Origin of the sequence: Micromonospora sp. NPDC000316 (genome assembly GCF_042898885.1) — a bacterium.
In the GTDB taxonomy this organism is placed as follows: domain Bacteria; phylum Actinomycetota; class Actinomycetes; order Mycobacteriales; family Micromonosporaceae; genus Micromonospora.
The window spans coordinates 407,225-424,094 of sequence record NZ_JBIAZG010000003.1; the positions used below are offsets into that span (position 1 = coordinate 407,225).

Annotated in this window: 16 protein-coding genes; 8 read left to right on the forward strand and 8 right to left on the reverse strand. The window is 72.3% G+C overall.

Features of this window, described 5'->3' with window-relative positions:
- Window positions 1-44: 44 nt before the first annotated feature.
- On the forward strand, window positions 45-395 hold the full coding sequence (locus ACFY2Q_RS10135; protein ID WP_053658024.1) for a DUF2203 domain-containing protein: 351 nt from the start codon (window positions 45-47) through the stop codon (window positions 393-395).
- A gap of 318 nt (window positions 396-713) precedes the next feature.
- Here ACFY2Q_RS10135 and ACFY2Q_RS10140 read toward each other — a convergent pair whose 3' ends face one another.
- Both ACFY2Q_RS10140 and ACFY2Q_RS10145 read right to left on the reverse strand, forming a co-directional pair.
- The gene (locus tag ACFY2Q_RS10140) at window positions 714-1,415 is read right to left on the reverse strand and encodes a class F sortase (protein ID WP_387128903.1); all 702 of its coding nucleotides are present in this window, start codon (window positions 1,413-1,415) and stop codon (window positions 714-716) included.
- The gene (locus ACFY2Q_RS10145) at window positions 1,388-2,239 is read right to left on the reverse strand and encodes a DUF4397 domain-containing protein (RefSeq protein WP_387128905.1); all 852 of its coding nucleotides are present in this window, start codon (window positions 2,237-2,239) and stop codon (window positions 1,388-1,390) included. The genes ACFY2Q_RS10140 and ACFY2Q_RS10145 overlap by 28 nt, the downstream gene beginning before the upstream one ends.
- A 178-nt stretch (window positions 2,240-2,417) precedes the next feature.
- Between ACFY2Q_RS10145 and ACFY2Q_RS10150 the strand changes: the two genes are divergently transcribed.
- Window positions 2,418-4,019 carry a glycosyltransferase 87 family protein gene (locus ACFY2Q_RS10150; RefSeq protein WP_387128907.1) on the forward strand — a complete coding sequence of 534 codons (1,602 nt, stop codon included), beginning with the start codon at window positions 2,418-2,420 and terminating at the stop codon, window positions 4,017-4,019.
- Between the two features lie 28 nt (window positions 4,020-4,047).
- Here the strand turns inward: ACFY2Q_RS10150 and ACFY2Q_RS10155 are convergent, their stop codons facing one another.
- Together ACFY2Q_RS10155 and ACFY2Q_RS10160 are read right to left on the reverse strand one after the other, a co-directional pair.
- Window positions 4,048-4,722, reverse strand: a complete 675-nt coding sequence (locus ACFY2Q_RS10155) for an NADPH-dependent F420 reductase (protein ID WP_387128909.1) — start codon at window positions 4,720-4,722, stop codon at window positions 4,048-4,050.
- Between the two features lie 262 nt (window positions 4,723-4,984).
- Window positions 4,985-5,479: a glutathione peroxidase gene (locus ACFY2Q_RS10160; RefSeq protein ID WP_387128911.1), complete on the reverse strand. Its 495-nt coding sequence runs from the start codon at window positions 5,477-5,479 to the stop codon at window positions 4,985-4,987.
- Between the two features lie 168 nt (window positions 5,480-5,647).
- On the opposite strand from ACFY2Q_RS10160, the gene ACFY2Q_RS10165 reads away from it, so the two are divergent.
- From ACFY2Q_RS10165 to ACFY2Q_RS10180, 4 genes are all read left to right on the forward strand, one after another.
- Entirely contained in the window at window positions 5,648-7,273 is a 1,626-nt protein-coding gene (locus tag ACFY2Q_RS10165; RefSeq protein ID WP_387128912.1) for a glycosyl hydrolase family 18 protein, read from the forward strand.
- Between the two features lie 179 nt (window positions 7,274-7,452).
- Window positions 7,453-7,962: a hypothetical protein gene (locus ACFY2Q_RS10170; protein ID WP_387128914.1), complete on the forward strand. Its 510-nt coding sequence runs from the start codon at window positions 7,453-7,455 to the stop codon at window positions 7,960-7,962.
- A gap of 87 nt (window positions 7,963-8,049) precedes the next feature.
- A complete protein-coding gene (locus ACFY2Q_RS10175) occupies window positions 8,050-9,456 on the forward strand; it encodes a class II 3-deoxy-7-phosphoheptulonate synthase (protein ID WP_387128916.1) in 1,407 nt (468 codons plus the stop codon).
- Between the two features lie 39 nt (window positions 9,457-9,495).
- The gene (locus ACFY2Q_RS10180) at window positions 9,496-10,527 is read left to right on the forward strand and encodes a threonine aldolase family protein (RefSeq protein WP_387128917.1); all 1,032 of its coding nucleotides are present in this window, start codon (window positions 9,496-9,498) and stop codon (window positions 10,525-10,527) included.
- 103 nt (window positions 10,528-10,630) lie between these two features.
- Here the strand turns inward: ACFY2Q_RS10180 and ACFY2Q_RS10185 are convergent, their stop codons facing one another.
- Complete coding sequence (locus tag ACFY2Q_RS10185; protein ID WP_387128918.1) at window positions 10,631-11,491, reverse strand: deoxyribonuclease IV; 861 nt, start codon at window positions 11,489-11,491, stop codon at window positions 10,631-10,633.
- A gap of 7 nt (window positions 11,492-11,498) precedes the next feature.
- Window positions 11,499-13,484 (reverse strand): Stk1 family PASTA domain-containing Ser/Thr kinase, encoded by a 1,986-nt coding sequence (gene pknB / locus ACFY2Q_RS10190; RefSeq protein ID WP_387128920.1) that lies wholly within the window; start codon window positions 13,482-13,484, stop codon window positions 11,499-11,501.
- A 199-nt stretch (window positions 13,485-13,683) separates the two neighbouring features.
- Here pknB and ACFY2Q_RS10195 point away from each other — a divergent pair, with 199 nt between their 5' ends.
- Window positions 13,684-14,073: an Rv2175c family DNA-binding protein gene (locus ACFY2Q_RS10195; RefSeq protein ID WP_357010922.1), complete on the forward strand. Its 390-nt coding sequence runs from the start codon at window positions 13,684-13,686 to the stop codon at window positions 14,071-14,073.
- A 141-nt stretch (window positions 14,074-14,214) separates the two neighbouring features.
- On the opposite strand, the gene ACFY2Q_RS10200 is transcribed toward ACFY2Q_RS10195, so the two are convergent.
- A complete protein-coding gene (locus ACFY2Q_RS10200) occupies window positions 14,215-15,297 on the reverse strand; it encodes a polyprenyl synthetase family protein (protein ID WP_387128922.1) in 1,083 nt (360 codons plus the stop codon).
- Between the two features lie 9 nt (window positions 15,298-15,306).
- On the reverse strand, window positions 15,307-15,690 hold the full coding sequence (locus ACFY2Q_RS10205) for a helix-turn-helix domain-containing protein (protein ID WP_387128924.1): 384 nt from the start codon (window positions 15,688-15,690) through the stop codon (window positions 15,307-15,309).
- Window positions 15,691-15,935: 245 nt separating this feature from the next.
- Between ACFY2Q_RS10205 and metF the strand changes: the two genes are divergently transcribed.
- Window positions 15,936-16,853 (forward strand): methylenetetrahydrofolate reductase [NAD(P)H], encoded by a 918-nt coding sequence (metF, locus tag ACFY2Q_RS10210; RefSeq protein WP_387128926.1) that lies wholly within the window; start codon window positions 15,936-15,938, stop codon window positions 16,851-16,853.
- Window positions 16,854-16,870: the final 17 nt, after the last annotated feature.

Consider the following 16,870-nt stretch of genomic DNA (forward strand, 5'->3'; position numbering starts at 1 on the left):
GCGCGGGGCCGTGCGCGACGGATGTGTGCCGCATACTGGCGGGCGTGTTCACACTCGCCCAGGCCCGGCACCTGGTGGCCACCCTTCGGCCGCGTGTCGACGAGTTGATCCGGCTCCGCGCCGACCTGGCTGAGCTGCGCGTCGACCTGGCCGACCACGGCGTCAGCGCGCTCGGCGGGCTCGCCGAGGTGAAGGGGCTGGAGGCCCGGCTGCACGGCGTCGTCGAAGAGCTGCACCAGCACGACATCCAGGTCAAGGGCATCGCCCCGGTGCTGCTCGACTTCCCCGGCGAGCGGGCCGGCCGCGCCGTGCTCTGGTGCTGGCTGGAGGGCGACTCCGACGTGCGCTGGTACCACCGGGCCGAGTGCGGCTTCGCCGGCCGCCGCCCGGTCTGACGCCCCGCCGCGCCGCCTGCGCGACGCCCTTGCGCCGCCTGCGCGACGCCCTTGCGCCGCCTGCGCGACGCCCTTGCGCCGCCTGCGCGACGCCCTTGCGCCGCCTGCGCGACGCCCTTGCGCCGTGCTGCCCGGTCTGACGCCGCGTCGCCCGCTTCGTGCGCCGCGTCGCCCGCGTGATCGACTCGGGTTCCTGGAATCCGGGGTATCCGGATGACGTGGACACCGCGCTTTCCGTGAAACCGAGTCGATCAAGCCACAGCGGGCGTGGGGGCGCAGGCCGTGCGAACAGGGGGCCTAGTGCGGGGCCGGCGGGGCCTAGTGCGGGGCCGGTTCGGTGGCCACGCTGACCGCGAACACCACCACATTGTCGACGTAGTGCCCGCGCCGCCGGTCGAAGTCGCCGCCGCAGGTGACCAGGCGCAGCTCCGCGCCGGGCGTCGGTCCGTAGACCAGAGCGGTGGGGAACCCGTCCTTGCGGGTCCGCAGCGACCCGGTGACCTGGAACGACAGCCACTGCCCGCCCCGCCACACCTGCACCCGGTCGCCGGGTCGCAGCTCGTCGAGCCGGGCGAAGACCGCCGGGCCGCGCCGCGAGTCCAGATGCCCGGCGAGCACGGCGGGACCGGTGTCGCCGGGGGCCGGACCGCCGCCGTACCAGCCGGCCGTGTCGAAGTCGGCCGGCGGCACCAGCGCTCCGGCGGGGTCCAGGCCCAGCACCGTGAGCGGCGAGTCGACGCCGATGCGCGGCACGCGTACCCGCGTGGGTGGTTCATGGGTCGCGGGCGTGGCGGCCGCCGACGGGCAGGCGTCGGAGCAGCCGGGGTGCCAGCTCGCGGCCGGCGGCGGGCCGGTGCCGGCCCGCCCTACCCCGCTGCCGGCGGCGAGGCCGACCCCGGCGGCCAGGCAGATCACCGCGCCGGCCGCGACGAGCGCGGCCCGCGGCGGCCGACGGTCGCGGTGCCGTCGGATCGCGGGGGCGGACCCGGCGCTCACCAGGTGGTGCGCCGCCGGCGCCACAGCAGCAGGCTCGCCGCGACGGCCGCCGCGGCAAACCCGCCGGCCACCAGGGGGTACGCGCCGAAGCCGGCCCTCGCGGTGCCGCCCGCGCCGGTGTCGACTCCACCGGCGGGTATGACGGTGCCGCCCTCGGCGTCGCGGCGCAGCTTGGCGGTGAGACCGCCCTGCTTGCCGTCGAGCACCAGCAGCGAGTAGACCGCGCCTCCGGTGAGCTGCACCTCGGCGTCGGTGCTCGGCCCGCCGACGCCGGTCAGTCGCAGCCGCCAGGCGCCCGGCTCGACCTGCTGGTAGTCGGTGGTGGTGGCGAACTGCACGCCGTTGGCGATCATCGGGCCGTCGGCGGCCACGTCGAGCACGGGGGTTCGCACCGACGCCTGCACGACGCGGACCTTGGCCCGGCCCTGGGTGGGCGCGCTGAGATCGTCGTTGAGCACCCGCAGCCCCAGGTCGGCGTGGCGGCCCACACCTGCCACCGTGTACGCCTCGCCGCTGCTCACCGCGACCTCGGTGGTGAGCACCGGGGGCTCGTTGGCGGGGGTGCCGGCCTCGCGCATCGCCACCGCGTAGCGGCCGGGCGCCAGCTCCAGGTAGTCGGAGACCACGCCATAGTCGACCCCGGGGAAGACCTGCGGTTTCGCGGGCTCGGGAGCGATCAGGTAGACGTCCACCGCCGGGGTGTCGGGGGAGAGGTGGGCGAGCCGGACGTAGCCGACGGTGTCGGCGCTGGCCGGCGTCGGCGTGCCCGCGGCGGCGAGGGTGGTGCCGAGCAGGAGCGCGCCCAAGCCGGCAAGCAGTCGGCGGGGCACGGTGCGGAGCGTGTGCATGTGGCCTCCGGGGGGCACTTTCGGTGAGCGGGCAGCAACCCAGGGAAACAGAGTCCCGTGAACGGGACTCCGGCGCAAGTTGTGCGCCCCACGTTCTCGCCGCTACCGCTCGGCGTGTGCGCCTGAGCCGGGCGGGCACGGGGCTGCTGGCGGCCTTGTGCTCGATTACCATCGGTCGATGCGGGATCGCCGGGTGGCACTGGTGTGGGCGGCCTTCGCGGTCGTCGCGCTGGTGTCCTGTGTGCTCGTGCTGCGCCGCCCGGATCGCCTCTCCGACCTGCACATCTACTACGGCGCGCTGTCCGACCTGCACGCCGGTCGACCGCTGTACGGGTACGTGGCGGAAAACGGCGGCCCATTCACCTATCCGCCGTTCGCCGCGCTCGTGCTGGGGCCGATCACCGCCGTCAGCGAGGGCGTACTCCAGGGGATCTGGCTGGTGGCGACCTGCGCGGCGGTCGTCGCCATCGCCGGGTCGGTCGGCGTCGCGTTGACCACCTGCCAGTCCCGGCGCCCGCTCGTCGTGGCGGTGGCGGCCACCGTGCTGATGCTCTCCGCGCCGGTGCAGAGCAACCTGCGCTTCGGTCAGGTCAGCATCTTCATCGTGCTGATGGCCCTGCTCGACGGCATGGGCGTCGTTCCGCCCCGGCTGCGCGGGGTGCTTGTCGGGGTCGCTGCGGCGATCAAGCTGACACCGCTGCTGTTCGTCGTGTATTTCCTCGCCACGGGCCGCTACCGCGACGCCTGTCGTGCCGCGGCGACGTTCGTGGCCTGCGCCGGGCTGGCCGCGATCGTGCTGCCGGGCGAGAGTTGGACGTACTGGACCGAGGCCGTGCGGCAGACCTCCCGGATCGGCAACCTGGCCTCGCTGGGCAACCAGTCACTGCACGGGATGCTGCTGCGCGTCGGCGTCGACGAGTCGACGCTGCCCCTGCTCTGGGCCGCCCTGGTGGCGCTGATCTGCGCGGCGGCGCTGCTGCGCGCCCGGCAGTTGACGGCGCAGGGCCGACAGGCGCACGGCGCGGTGCTCGTCGGCTGCGCCACTGTGGCCGCGTCCCCGGTGTCCTGGACACACCACCAGGTGTGGCCGGTGCTCGCCGCGATGCTGCTGATCGGCGCGTCCGGGGTGACCCGGCGGGTGGCCGGCGCGGCGCTGCTCGGCACGATGGTCGTCTCGTTGGGCGCGGTCCTCAGCCCGGTGTCGATGCGGCCGGGCGTGCAGTTTCTCTTCGAGAACGCCCGCGCTCTCGGGGTGTGCATGCTGTGCCTGGCCGGCTTCGGGGGCGTCGCGGTGGCCGCCTCCCGGACGACCCGGCGACCCGCCGCCGGCCGAGCCTGGTGGCGGGTGGGCATCACGGCCGCGGTGGCGGTCGCGTTCTTCGCCGTCCAGCCGCTGCCCGCCGGAGCGGACCCGACCTTCAAGGCGTACACCCTCGACGACGTGGTGAACCCGCGATACTTCTTCGTCTGCCGTGGCCCGGTCGAGTGCGCCGCCTACCGCACCGACGCGCTGGTCACCTTCGGCACCCGCGCCGAGAAGACGAAGGTACGGGTCAACGGCGTGGTCGCCCCGCAGGTGAGCCGCTTGGAGTACTACTCGGCCCCGGGCGGGGCACCTCGGGCCATCCCGCTGCTCGACGCGTACCCGGGAACGCGCACGTTCTCGTTCCGGTCGGCGAACATGAACCAGGGGCGGCTCGTCGCGTACGCCTCGGACGGCCAGCCGATCGCCAGCTACGACGAGGAGTTGGCCGCCGCCCTCCGCGCGACCACCCGGTAGGCGATCGCACGAAGGGCGGCGGTGCTGCTCAGCGGGTGGCGGCGGCCAGCAGGGCCTGAAGCTTGTCGGCACCGGCCGGCGCCGAGTGCTCCCAGTCGGTCGGGTCGGCGGAGTAGAGCGCGCCGTAGGCCGGGGTGTCCGGCTGGTAGCGCCACCCCTCGGCCAGCGACCCGGCGTCCACTGTGTCGTAGCCGATCCGGTCCAGGAAGGCGGTGACATCGGCCTTCGCGGTGGCGTCGTCACCGGCGATGGCGAGGGCGCTGCGGTCGGCCGCGCCGGCCGGCCGGGCCAGCGAGCCCAGGTGCTTGAAGAAGATGTTGTTGAAGACCTTTACCACCCGAGCCAAGGGCAGGTGCTGCTGAAGCAACTCGCTGCTGGTGACCTCGCCGGCGTCCAACTCCGGCATGTTGCCGTCACGCTGCGGGTAGTAGTTGTTGGTGTCGATGACGACCTTGCCGGTCAGCGGCTCCACGGGCACCGCCCGGTAGGCCTTCAGCGGCACACTGACCACCACCAGATCACCGGCCTGCGCCGCGTCCTGTGCCGTGCCGGCGCTCGCGTGCGAGCCCAACTCGTCGACCAGAGCGGTGAGCGTCTCGGGCCCTCGCGAGTTGCTCAACACGACGTCGTAGCCGGCAGCCACCGCCAGCCGGGCCACGGTGCCGCCGATGTTGCCACTGCCGATTAGTCCCACAGTTGTCATGTTGTTTCCCAACTCTGTCTGCCCGTGACACATTCCGACCGTGGCGACGGCCGGCCCCGCACGCTCTCGGAATGCGTTGCCTCGCCGAAGATCTCGCGACCTTCGCCGCCAGTACTGACGCATGGCTGCGCCGTGACCCGGTTCAGCACAACGTACTGCTCACACTTGTCGGAGATCGGCTCGCCGGGGACGTGCCACTCGTCGGTGACGAGCGGCACGTCCGGGCCGGTCGACGACGGAGCGCCGACGCGGTCGGGAGGGGTTATGCCCCGGCGGGGAGCACCTTGTCGATGGCGGCGCGCAGCTCGTCCGCGTCGGGTTCGACCGTCGGGGCGAACCGGGCGGCTACCGTGCCGTCCGGGGCCACCAGGAACTTCTCGAAGTTCCAGCGGACGTCCCCGGTGTGCCCCTCGGCGTCCGGGGTGTCGACAAGCGCGGCGTAGAGCGGGTGCCGGTCCGATCCGTTGACGTCGACCTTCTCGGTCAGCGGGAAGGTGACCCCGTAGTTGACCTGGCAGAAGTCGCTGATCTCGGCGGCGGTGCCCGGCTCCTGCCCGGCGAACTGGTTGCACGGCACGCCGAGCACGGTCAGGCCGCGCTCGGCGTAGGAGTCGGCGAGGGCCTGGAGCCCGGCGTACTGCGGGGTGAGGCCGCAGCGGGAGGCGACGTTGACCACCAGCAGCGCGCGGCCCTGGTACTGGGCGAGGTTGGCGGGGCCGCCGTTGAGGGCGTCGATCGGAATGTCGAAGACGGTCATGGACCCGAGGCTACGCGCGGGCCGTCGGGCATCCGGTGACGGTCGGGCGAGTGCAGTCCACGCACCAAAGGAAATCGAAACATGCACATCTTGACGAAGTGATGACCACCTGAGTACGGTCTCAGCAATCTCTTTTGGAAAGTTTCCTAACAGTTCGGGAGACGCCTCATGAAAAGATCGCTCCGCCGGGCCCTCTGGGCCGGTGCCGTGGTCGCCGTGACCGTCGCAGCGGTGCCGGTGACCACCGCGTTCGGCGCCGGCACGGTCACCACCACGTTCACCAAGGTGCAGGACTGGGGGACCGGTCACGAAGCGAGGGTGACCGTCACCAACGGGTCGAGCGCCTCGGTCAGCACCTGGCGCATCGAGTTCGACCTGCCGTCGGGCACCACAATCAGCAGCGCCTGGGACGCCGACGTGACAAGCAGCGGCAACCACTACGTCGCGGTCAAGAAGAGCTGGGCCGGCGCGCTCGCCCCCGGCGCCTCGTTCAACTGGGGCTACAACGGCACCGGTGCCTACAAGGCGCCGCTGAACTGCACCATAAACGGTGCTCCGTGTGGTGGCGGCACCCCGACCACCCCGCCCACCACGGCACCGCCGACCACCGCCCCGCCCACCACGGCGCCGCCCACGACCCCGCCGCCCACCACGCCACCGCCGACCACCCCGCCGCCGGGTGGCAAGAAGGTAGTCGGCTACTTCGCCGAGTGGGGCGTCTACGCCCGCAACTACCACGTCAAGAACATCCAGACCAGCGGCTCGGCCGCCAAGCTGACCCACATCCTGTACGCCTTCGGCAACACCACAGGTGGTCGCTGCTCGATCGGTGACAGCTACGCCGACTATGAGAAGGCGTACACGGCGGCGGACAGCGTCGACGGTGTCGCCGACACGTGGGACCAGCCGCTGCGCGGCAGCTTCAACCAGCTGCGCAAGCTCAAGCAGATGAACCCGCACCTCAAGGTGATCTGGTCCTTCGGCGGCTGGACCTGGTCCGGCGGCTTCACGCAGGCCGCGCAGAACCCGGCCGCCTTTGCCGAGAGCTGCTACAACCTGGTCGAGGACCCGCGCTGGGCGGACGTCTTCGACGGCATCGACGTCGACTGGGAGTACCCGAACGCCTGCGGTCTGAGCTGTGACAGCAGCGGCCCGAACGCGTTCAAGAACGTGATCAGCGCGCTGCGGTCGAGGTTCGGCTCCAACGCCCTGGTCACCGCCGCCATCACCGCGGACGGCAGCAACGGCGGCAAGATCGACGCCACCGACTACGCCGGGGCCATCGGCAACCTCAACTGGCTGATGCCGATGACCTACGACTACTTCGGCGCGTTCAACGCCCAGGGCCCGACCGCCCCGCACTCGCCGCTCACCTCGTACACCGGCATCCCGCAGCAGGGCTTCAACTCCGACGCGGCGATCCAGAAGCTCAAGAGCAAGGGCATCCCGGCCAACAAGCTGCTGCTCGGCGTCGGCTTCTACGGCCGGGGCTGGACGGGCGTCACCCAGGCCGCACCGGGCGGCAGCGCCACGGGCGCGGCGCCGGGCACCTACGAGGCAGGCATCGAGGACTACAAGGTCCTCAAGAACACCTGCCCGACCACAGGAACGGTCGGTGGCACCGCCTACGCCAAGTGCGGCAGCAACTGGTGGAGCTACGACACCCCGTCGACGATCAACGGCAAGATGACGTACGCGAACAACCAGGGCCTCGGTGGCGCGTTCTTCTGGGAACTCTCCGGCGACACCAGCAACGGTGAGCTCATCGGCGCCATCAAGGGCGGTCTCGGCTGAGCCGAGGGCCGACGTACCACCCCACACGGCGGGGAGGGACCGCACCGTCCCTCCCCGCCCGTGACGAAGCGGCCCGGTCGACGCAAAGCGTCGGCCGGGCCGCCGGCCTTGGGCGGTTCCGCCCGGATGTGGCAGACTCGCGGCTCGGCACGTCTCGATCCCCGTCGACGGAGGTGGTCATGCGCCCGACCCACCGCAGGCTGGCGGCGAGCGCCGCCGGGCTCGTCCTGCTCCCGGCCGCCCTGGCCGGCTGCGGGATCGGCGGTGCCGCCGAGGACGAGGCGGCCAAGCCTGAGCGGGCCCCCGCCGAGGAGGCCGCCACGCGGTCCCGCGAGCGCGTGCAGGCGTACCTCGACGCGATGTCCGCCAAGGACGTCGCCGCCGGCCGGAGTCAGCTCTGTGCGCTGCTGCACGACACCTTCGACGTCGCCGCCACCGGCCCCAACGGCGACTTCGCCGACCACTTCAAGGTGCCCGAGGCGACCATCACCGACATCCGGTCCGGGCCGCGTGGCCAGGAGGTAAGCGTGTCGGTTTCGGTCACCGCGGGCAAGCGCAAGATCAATCGGCAGTTGGTGTTCACCGTCACCCGTGACGGTGGCGACTGGTGCATCGCCGAAGAGGCGCCTGGCGTCGCGCCGGCCGCCGGCGCAACGCCGAAGGGCGCCGTTCCGTCCCCCGCGTCCTGATTCGCGGGCGCCCGGATCGACCTCCCAACGTGCGGAACCGTCCCCCTCGGCGCTCGGCCGCACCGGGGGTCGCCGTACGCTTTCGTCATGCGCCATGAGTGGCATCAGCTGAGCCATCCCGGGTTTGGTAACCCGGGTCTGCAGACCAGTCGTCCGACCGTCGACTCCGCCGAGGACGCCGCCCTTGGCCTGGACCGATGGCGGGAGCTTCCCCGCGAGCAGGTCCCGCCGTGGTCCGATCCGGCCGCCGTCGCCGCGGTCTGCAAGGTCCTCGACACCGTGCCGTCGGTCGTCGCGCCCTACGAGGTGGACCAGCTCCGGCAGAAGCTGGCCCTGGTCTGCGAGGGCAAGGCGTTCCTGCTCCAGGGGGGCGACTGCGCCGAGACGTTCGTCGACAACACCGAGAGCCACCTGCTGGCCAACGCCCGCACCCTGCTCCAGATGGCGATCGTGCTCACCTACGGCGCGTCGCTGCCGGTGGTGAAGGTCGCCCGGGTCGCCGGCCAGTACACAAAGCCCCGCTCGCTGCCGACCGACGCCCGCGGCCTGCCCGCCTACCGCGGCGACATGATCAACTCGCTGGAGGCCGACCCGGCCGCCCGGGTCGCCGACCCGCAGCGCATGATCCGGGCGTACGCCAATTCGGCGGCGGCGATGAACATGCTGCGGGCGTACCTCGCCGGTGGCCTCGCCGACCTGCACGCGGTGCACGACTGGAACAAGGGCTTCGTCAAGAACTCCCCGGCGGGGGAGCGCTACGAGGCGATCGCCCGGGAGATCGACCGCGCGCTGGCCTTCATCCGGGCCTGCGGGATGACCGACGACGAGGCGCTGCGGACCGTCACCCTCTACTGCTCCCACGAGGCCCTCGCCCTGGAGTACGACCGGGCGCTCACCCGGGTCTCCGACAGCCGGGCGTACGGGCTCTCCGGGCACTTCCTGTGGATCGGCGAGCGCACCCGGCAGATCACCGGCGCGCACATCGACTTCATCTCCCGGATCGCCAACCCGATCGGCGTCAAGCTCGGCCCGACCACCTCTCCGGACGAGGCGATCGAGCTGTGCGAGAAGCTCAACCCGGACAACATCCCCGGCCGGCTCACCCTGATCAGCCGGATGGGCAACCACCGGGTGCGCGACGCCCTGCCGCCGATCGTTGCCAAGGTCACCGCCTCCGGCGCCAAGGTGGTGTGGCAGTGCGACCCGATGCACGGCAACACCCACGAGTCGTCAAACGGCTACAAGACCCGGCACTTCGACCGCATCGTCGACGAGGTGCTCGGCTACTTCGAGGTGCACCGAGGGCTGGAAACCCACCCCGGTGGCCTGCACGTCGAATTGACAGGTGAGGACGTCACCGAGTGCCTCGGCGGCGCCCAGGGCATCGAGGACCTCGACCTGCCCGATCGGTACGAGACCGCCTGCGACCCGCGACTCAACACCCAGCAGTCGCTGGAGCTGGCCTTCCTCGTGGCGGAGATGCTGCGGGGCTGAGGTTGCGAGACCCGCAACCGGCACGCCGAAAGGATGACAGTGGCTGACATGTTCGTGGACCTTCGCTCCGACACGGTGACCCGGCCGACCGCCGGCATGCGGGAGGCGATGGCCACCGCCGAGGTCGGTGACGACGTCTACGGCGAGGACCCGACGGTCAACGCGCTGGAGGCCGAGGTCGCCGCGCTGTTCGGGCACGAGGCGGCGCTGTTCGCCCCGAGCGGGTCGATGGCCAACCAGATCGCCCTGCAACTGCTGGTGTCGCCCGGTGACGAGCTGCTCTGCGACGCCGACGCGCACGTCGTCACGTACGAGATCGGGGCCGCTGCCGCGTACGGTGGCATCTCCTCGCGGACCTGGCCGGCGGTCGGCGCGGACATCGACCCGGAGACGGTCGCGGGGATGATCCGCCCGGACGGCTACTTCGCCGTTCCCACCCGGGCGATCGCCGTGGAGCAGACCCACAACCGGGGCGGCGGCGGTGTGATCCCCCTGGCGACCCTGCGTGAGCTGCGCGGTGTGGCGGACGCCGAGGCGGTGGCGCTGCACTGCGACGGCGCCCGGATCTGGCACGCGCACGTCGCCGACGGGGTGCCGCTTATCGAGTACGGCCGGCTCTTCGACACGATGTCCGTCTGCCTGTCGAAGGGCCTCGGCGCGCCTGTCGGTTCGCTCGTGGTGGGTAGTGCCGAGAAGATCGAACGGGCTCGTCTGATCCGCAAGCGGATGGGCGGCGGCGTGCGTCAGGCCGGAATCCTCGCCGCCGCCGGTCGGTACGCGCTCGCGCACCACGTCGACCGGCTGTCGGAGGACCACGCCAGGGCGGCCCGGCTCGCCGAGGCGGTCGCGCCGTTCGGGGTGCTCGCCGCCGCGGTCCGCACCAACATCGTCCCGCTGGACCTGACCAAGCACGCGCTGGACGCCCGCGCTCTGGCCGCCGCCGCTCGCGCCGAAGGCGTACTGATCTCGGTGCTCGGCCCCCGGACGGCCCGCCTGGTGACCCACCTGGGCCTCGACGACGAGAACATCGACCGCGCGGCAACAGTCCTGACCCGAGCCCTGTCCACCTAACCCACCCCGCCGCCCCCACTTCCCCGGGTGATCAAGAGGTTTGCGTCAGATTCCGGCCTCCGGATGACGCAAACCTCTTGATCAACAGCTTGGGGGAGGGGCGTCAGGGGTGGAGGCGGGTGAGGGTTGCTATGTCGGCGGCGTGGCCGAGCTGCTTTTCGCTGGGGGTTTCCACGACCATCGGTACGCCGGCGGTGGCCGGGTGGGCCATCAGTTCGGCGAAGGCGGGCTCGCCGATGGTGCCCTTGCCGATGTTCTCGTGCCGGTCCCGGGTGGAGCCGCACAGATCCTTCGAGTCGTTGGCGTGCACCAACCGCAGCCGGTCCGCTCCCACAGTGGCCACAAGCGTGTCCAGGGTCGCCGTCATGCCACCCTCGGCGGCCAGGTCGTGCCCGGCGGCCCAGGCGTGGCAGGTGTCGAAGCAGACCCCGAGCATGGGGTGCCGGTCCACCGCGTCCAGGTAGGGCCCGAGGTGCTCCACCCGCGAGGCGAGCGACCGCCCACCGCCCGCGCTCGGCTCCACCAGCAGCATCGGCCCGCCGGCCTCGGCAGCCCAGTCGAGCAGGGGCAGCAGTTCCTCGCGGACCTGCCGCATCGCCGTCTCGGCGTACCCCTCGTCCACCGAACTGCCGGCGTGGAACACCACCGCCCGAGCGCCGATCGCCACGCCCCGACGCAGCGCGTGCGCCAGCGTCTGCGCCGACTTCTCGACAGTGCCCGGAGTAGGGGAGCCCAGGTTGACAAGCAGCGAGGCGTGGATGAACGCCGGAATGCCCCGCTCGGCGCAGCCGTCGCGGAACAGCGCGTCCTGCGCCGGATCCCCCGGGGGCAACGCCCAGCCCCGCGAGTTGGAGACGTAGACCTGCACCACCTCGGCACCTGTCGCGTCGAGGTACGGAAGCGCGGCCTTGGCGAGCCCACCGGAGGTGGGGGTGTGCGCGCCGACCGGGCGGGAACGGGTCACCGGCATCTCAGAGACACCCGATGGTGACCTGGGTGCCCGGCGGCACCTGCGAATTCTCGCCCGGGTTCTGGAAGCGCACCGTGGCGTTCGGGTTGAACTGGACCGCCACGGGGAAGCCCTGGCTCTCCAACACCTGCTTGGCCTGCTGGCAGGGCAGGTCGACCACCCGGGGCACGACGACAAGCGGCGGCCCCTTGCTGACATCCAGCTTGACCTGGGCGCCCTTCTCCACACCGGTGCCGTCGGCCGGGCTCTGGCCGAGGATCTCGTCCTTGGGCTTGTCGGAATCCTTGGGGGTCTCCACCGGCACCAGGCCGAGCCCGGCAAGTGTGGCACGGGCCTCGGTCAGGCTCTTGCCGACCAGGTTCGGCACCGACACCGGTGCCCGGCCACGGCTCAGCACGAGGGTGATCTTCGTGCCCGGCTTGACCTCGGCACCCACCTTCGGGTTGCTGTCCAGGACGATGCCGGCGGGCAGGGTGTCGTCGTAGCGGGAGGTGCCCCTGACCACCACCAGCTTCGCGTTTACCAGGTCCGCCTCGGCCAGCTCGAACTCCTTGCCGATCACGTCCGGCACCGGGAAGCGCTCCGGGCCGAGGGAGAGGGTCAGGGTGATCACGCCACCCTTGACGATCTTGGTGGTCGACGCGGGGGTCTGTTCCAGCACGCTGTCCTTCGGGGCCTGCTCGTCGAAGCGCGGCTCCCCGTACGCCAGGGTCAGGCCCGCGCGCTCGGCCTGCACCTGCGCGTCGGCCTTGGTCAGGCTCACCAGCTGCGGCGCGGTCGTGTAGCGGCCGGAGCCGAACCACCAGCCGCCGATCGCGGCCACCAGACCCAGCGTCACCACCACGGCCGCGACGGCCAGCCGGCCCCGCGGATTGCCCATCACCGTGCTGCGCAGCGTTGCGAGTCGGGCACCCAGGCCCTCGGACGGCTCCGGGGCGGCCCGGCGCCGACCCGGCCCCTGGCCACCGCCCTCGGGCAGGCGGGCCCAGGTCGGGCGCTCGGCAGGGCGGACCGTGGCGACCATCATCGTCGGCTGGGAAACCGGCGACTCGTCGGCCACCCGGTGGATCACGGCGGTGCTGCTGTTGAGGTCGCCCAACTGGTCCCGGGCGATCTGCACCTCCGCCAGCAGGGCGCCGGCGTCGGCGGGCCGGGCGTCGGGATCGCGCCGGGTGGCCCGCTGAACCAGGCCGTCGAGGACCGACGGCAGGCCGGGCACAAGCGTCGAGGGCGCCGGTACGTCCCTGTCGACGTGCTGCCAGGCGACGTCCACCGGACGGTCCCCGTCGTAGGGCACCCGGCCGGTGAGCATCTCGAACAGCACGATCCCGGCGGAGTAGACGTCGGTGCGCGGGTCGGCCCGACCCTCGGTGACCAGCTCCGGGGCGACGTACGCCACGGTGGCCATCAACTGGTTGCCCTGCTCCTCGTCGGCGCTCGCCTCGACGGCGCGGGCCAGCCCGAAGTCGGCCACCTTGACGACGCTGTCCACCAGGTTGGCGACGCCGCCGGTGGGTGCCTCGGCGACAAGCACGTTCTCCGGCTTGACGTCGCGATGCACCAGGCCGGCCCGGTGCGCGGCGGCGATCGCGGCGAGCATCTGCTCGACGATGGCCAGGGCCTCGTCCGGATTGAGTCGGCGCCGCTCGGCCAGCACGTCGCGCAGCGTGCGACCGCGGACGTACTCCATCACCAGGTATGGCAGGCCGGCGTGGGTGCCCTGGTCGTAGACCGCCACCACGTTCGGGTGGGTCAGCCGGGCGATGGTCTTCGCCTCGTCGGTGAACCGGGCCACGAAGTTGGCGATCCGGGTCCGCGCCTCGGACGCCTGGGTGGGGTGAATGATCTTGACTGCGACGGTGCGCTCAAGGCGTTCGTCGGTTGCGGTGTACACGGTCGCCATGCCGCCACGGGCCACGCGACCGCGAATGCGGTAGCGCCCGTCGATAAGCGAGCCCAGCAACGTGTCGGCGACCTGTGTGTCCATCGGCAGGGAGTCTATGTGTCCAGGGGGCGAAGGTTGAACAGGATGCTACAGGCCGGGGTCGCACGTGGGCCGTCCCGCCGAGGTCGGGGCACTCGGGCCGGCCCTGATCCGCTGCTCACCTCGGGTTCGAGGGCGGGCGCGGACGGGCCGTTCGGGGTGCCGGTGGCTGGCCGCGGCGGCGGCGTGGCAGGGTGATCGGGTGACCGAACCCGTACCCGATGAGGCCGTGCCCGGCCCCGAGCTCGCTGGCCCCACCGACCCGGCCGGCTGGCTCACCCTGCCCGACGTCGCCGAGCGCCTCGACGTGTCGATCAGCAAGGTGCACCAGATGATCCGCGACCGGGAGCTGCTGGCGGTCCGCCGCGACGGCATCCGCCGGGTGCCGGCGGAGCTGGTGGCCAACGACGTGGTGCGCAAGCACCTGCCCGGCGTGCTCAACCTGCTCTCCGACAACGGCTACGACGACGAGGCGGCGCTGCGCTGGCTCTACGAGCCCGACGACACCCTGCCCGGCGCCACCCCGGCCGCCGCCCTCTCCGGCGACCAGGCCCGCGAGGTCAAACGCCGAGCCCAAGCCCTCGGCTTCTAACTGCACGGCGCTTCCGCCCGCGCGCCGGGGTTCGCTGCGTCGATCATGAAGTTAGCGGCACGACACGCCGGTGCGGGCGTCGCTAACTTCATGATCAATCCGCGAGGCGGGCCGGGCGGAGCCGGGCCGGGCCGGGCCGGTTCAGTCGGTGCGGCGGGTGGCGGCTATGGCCAGGTCGACAAGGGTTTGGCGGGCCTCGGTGTCCAGGTCCACGGCGGCGAGAGCCGCCAGCGCGGTGTCGGTGAGTGTGACGATCCGCTGCTCGGTGCGGGCCAGTGCCCCGCTCGCGGTGATCAGCTCGCGGAGCTGGGTCACGCCCTGCTCGTCGAGTGCCGGGTCACCGAGCCGGCTCAGCAGCAGCTCCCGGCCCGCGTCGTCGCTGGCCTCCAGGGCAGCCGCCACCAGGTAGGTGCGCTTGCCCTCACGCAGGTCGTCCCCGGCCGGCTTGCCGGTCTGCGCCGGGTCGCCGAAGACCCCCAGCACGTCGTCGCGCAGCTGGAACGCCTCGCCCAACGGCAGCCCGTACGCCGAGTAGGCCGTCCGTACGTCGTCGCCCGCGTCGGCCAGCGCGGCGCCGAGCAGCAGCGGCCGTTCGACCGTGTACTTCGCCGACTTGTACCGGGCGACCTGACTGGCCCGTTCCACGGACGTGTCGCCGGTGGCCTGGGTCAGCACGTCGAGGTACTGCCCGACGGTGACCTCCGTGCGCATCTCGTCGAAGACCGGCCGGGCACGGGCCACCGCCCGCAGATCCAGACCGGCGGAGTGCAACAGCTCGTCGGACCACACCAGGCAGAGGTCACCGAGCAGGATCGCCGCCGAGTCGCCGAACCCGTCCGGGTCACCGCCCCAGCCGGCCGCCCGGTGCTGGGTGGCGAACCGCCGGTGCACCGCAGGCTCACCGCGGCGGGTGTCGGAGCGGTCCATCAGGTCGTCGTGGATCAGGGCGCTGGCCTGCACGAACTCCAGGGCGGCAAGGGCGGTGAGGACCTGGTCGGCGTCCACCCCGCCGGCGCCCCGGAACCCCCAGTACGCGAAGGCCGGCCGCAGGCGCTTGCCGCCGCCGAGCACGAACGCCTCGATGGCCTCCGCCACCGGGATGAGGGCCGGGTCCACCCGGGTCAGCCGCGCCCGCTGGCCGGCCAGGAATTCGGTGAGGGCCTTGTCGACCCGCTGTCGAAGGTCGGCGCGGTCGACGGGAGACACGGGAGCAGCGTGGGTCACGCCACGACGCTAGCGGGTCGCCACGGCCCGCGTTGTACCGCCACGTGGTCCGGTTGGCGTGGACCGGGCACGCCCGCCCGGCCGTGTGCCCGCGGTGCCGGCCCGGCCCGGCCCGGCGGCCCGCGTCGGACCGGCTCGGCGGGCGCTCGCGGCGGCCTCGGCGAGCACCACAAGCGGCACGTCCAGCACGACGGCGAGCCAGCCGAGCCAGAATCCTCCCGGTATGCGTCGTTGCCGTTCCCACCGGGACACCTCGTGCCGGCTCAGAGTCGGCACGCCGGCGGCGGCGCACAACTCGGCGGCGGTGCGCTGCTGGCTCCAACCCCGGACCAGCCGGCACCGGGCCAGGAGCGGCCCGAGCGGGGTGGGGCGCTGTGGTGTGGGCGAGGTCATCGGGCCTCCCGGCGGGGTGTCGGCGCGGCGGCACCCACCCGCCCACGGGACGAGACAAATGCCACCCTCGGCTGTGCGACCCCCGCGCCGGATCCCGGGCCGCCCCCGCCGCCCCTCCCGCGCCACCCATTCCTACCCCGGGGGTACGACGGCTTCCCCCGCCGGACCGGCACGCGCCCGCCGAACTGTGGGAGGCGGTGGGAAGGACCTGGGTGCCGCTGGCCCCGCCCGCTAGAGTCGGGGACGTGGCGCTCGGTCTTCCCTCGGTACTCCCCAATCCCCAGCCGGCGATCGGGGAGCTCATCCGTGACCGTCAGCCGACCTTCTCGTTCGAGTTCTTCCCGCCCAAGACCGAGGCGGGCGAGCTGCTGCTCTGGCAGGCGATCCGCGAGTTGGAGTCGCTGCGCCCGTCGTTCGTGTCGATCACCTACGGGGCGGGCGGCTCGACCCGGGACACGACAGTCGCGGTGACCGAGCGGATCGCCACCGAGACCACACTGCTGCCGATGGCCCACCTGACCGCCGTCGACCACTCCGTGGCCGAGTTGCGGCACGTGATCGGCCGGCTCGCCGGGGTGGGGGTGCGCAACGTGCTGGCGGTGCGCGGTGACCCGCCCGGCAACCCGGGCGGCGAGTGGGTCCGGCATCCCGAGGGCGTCGACTACGCCGAGGACCTGGTGCGTCTGGTACGAGACTCCGGCGACTTCAGCGTGGGCGTGGCGGCCTTCCCGTACAAGCATCCCCGCTCGGTCGACGTGGCAAGCGACACCGCGCACTTCGTCCGCAAGTGCCGGGCCGGCGCCGCGTTCGCGATCACGCAGATGTTCTTCGACGCCGACGACTACCTGCGGCTACGCGACCGGGTGGCCGCTGCCGGCTGCGACACCCCGATCCTGGCCGGGGTGATGCCGGTGACCCAGATCCGCACCATCGAACGGTCCGTGCAGCTGTCCGGGGCACCCTTCCCGACGACGCTTGCGGCCCGCTTCGAGCGGGTCGCCGACGATCCGGAGGCGGTCCGCCAACTCGGCATCGAGCAGGCCAGCGAGATGTGCCGTCGTCTGCTGGACGAGGGCGTGCCGGGCATCCACTTCATCACCCTCAACAGGTCCACCGCGACCCGCGAGGTCTGGCAGAACCTCAAGGTCGGCGCGCGGATGTGAACACGGCGTCCGCGACA

Excerpts from the sequence above, each read along its gene's own strand:
- ACFY2Q_RS10165 (WP_387128912.1), top strand. The coding sequence starts at position 5,648 with ATGAAAAGATCGCTCCGCCGGGCCCTCTGGGCCGGTGCCGTGGTCGCC.
- ACFY2Q_RS10155 (WP_387128909.1), bottom strand. The coding sequence starts at position 4,722 with ATGACAACTGTGGGACTAATCGGCAGTGGCAACATCGGCGGCACCGTG.
- ACFY2Q_RS10145 (WP_387128905.1), bottom strand. The coding sequence starts at position 2,239 with ATGCACACGCTCCGCACCGTGCCCCGCCGACTGCTTGCCGGCTTGGGC.
- ACFY2Q_RS10160 (WP_387128911.1), bottom strand. The coding sequence starts at position 5,479 with ATGACCGTCTTCGACATTCCGATCGACGCCCTCAACGGCGGCCCCGCC.
- ACFY2Q_RS10175 (WP_387128916.1), top strand. The coding sequence starts at position 8,050 with ATGCGCCATGAGTGGCATCAGCTGAGCCATCCCGGGTTTGGTAACCCG.
- ACFY2Q_RS10205 (WP_387128924.1), bottom strand. The coding sequence starts at position 15,690 with ATGACCTCGCCCACACCACAGCGCCCCACCCCGCTCGGGCCGCTCCTG.
- ACFY2Q_RS10150 (WP_387128907.1), top strand. The coding sequence starts at position 2,418 with ATGCGGGATCGCCGGGTGGCACTGGTGTGGGCGGCCTTCGCGGTCGTC.
- pknB (WP_387128920.1), bottom strand. The coding sequence starts at position 13,484 with ATGGACACACAGGTCGCCGACACGTTGCTGGGCTCGCTTATCGACGGG.
- ACFY2Q_RS10170 (WP_387128914.1), top strand. The coding sequence starts at position 7,453 with ATGCGCCCGACCCACCGCAGGCTGGCGGCGAGCGCCGCCGGGCTCGTC.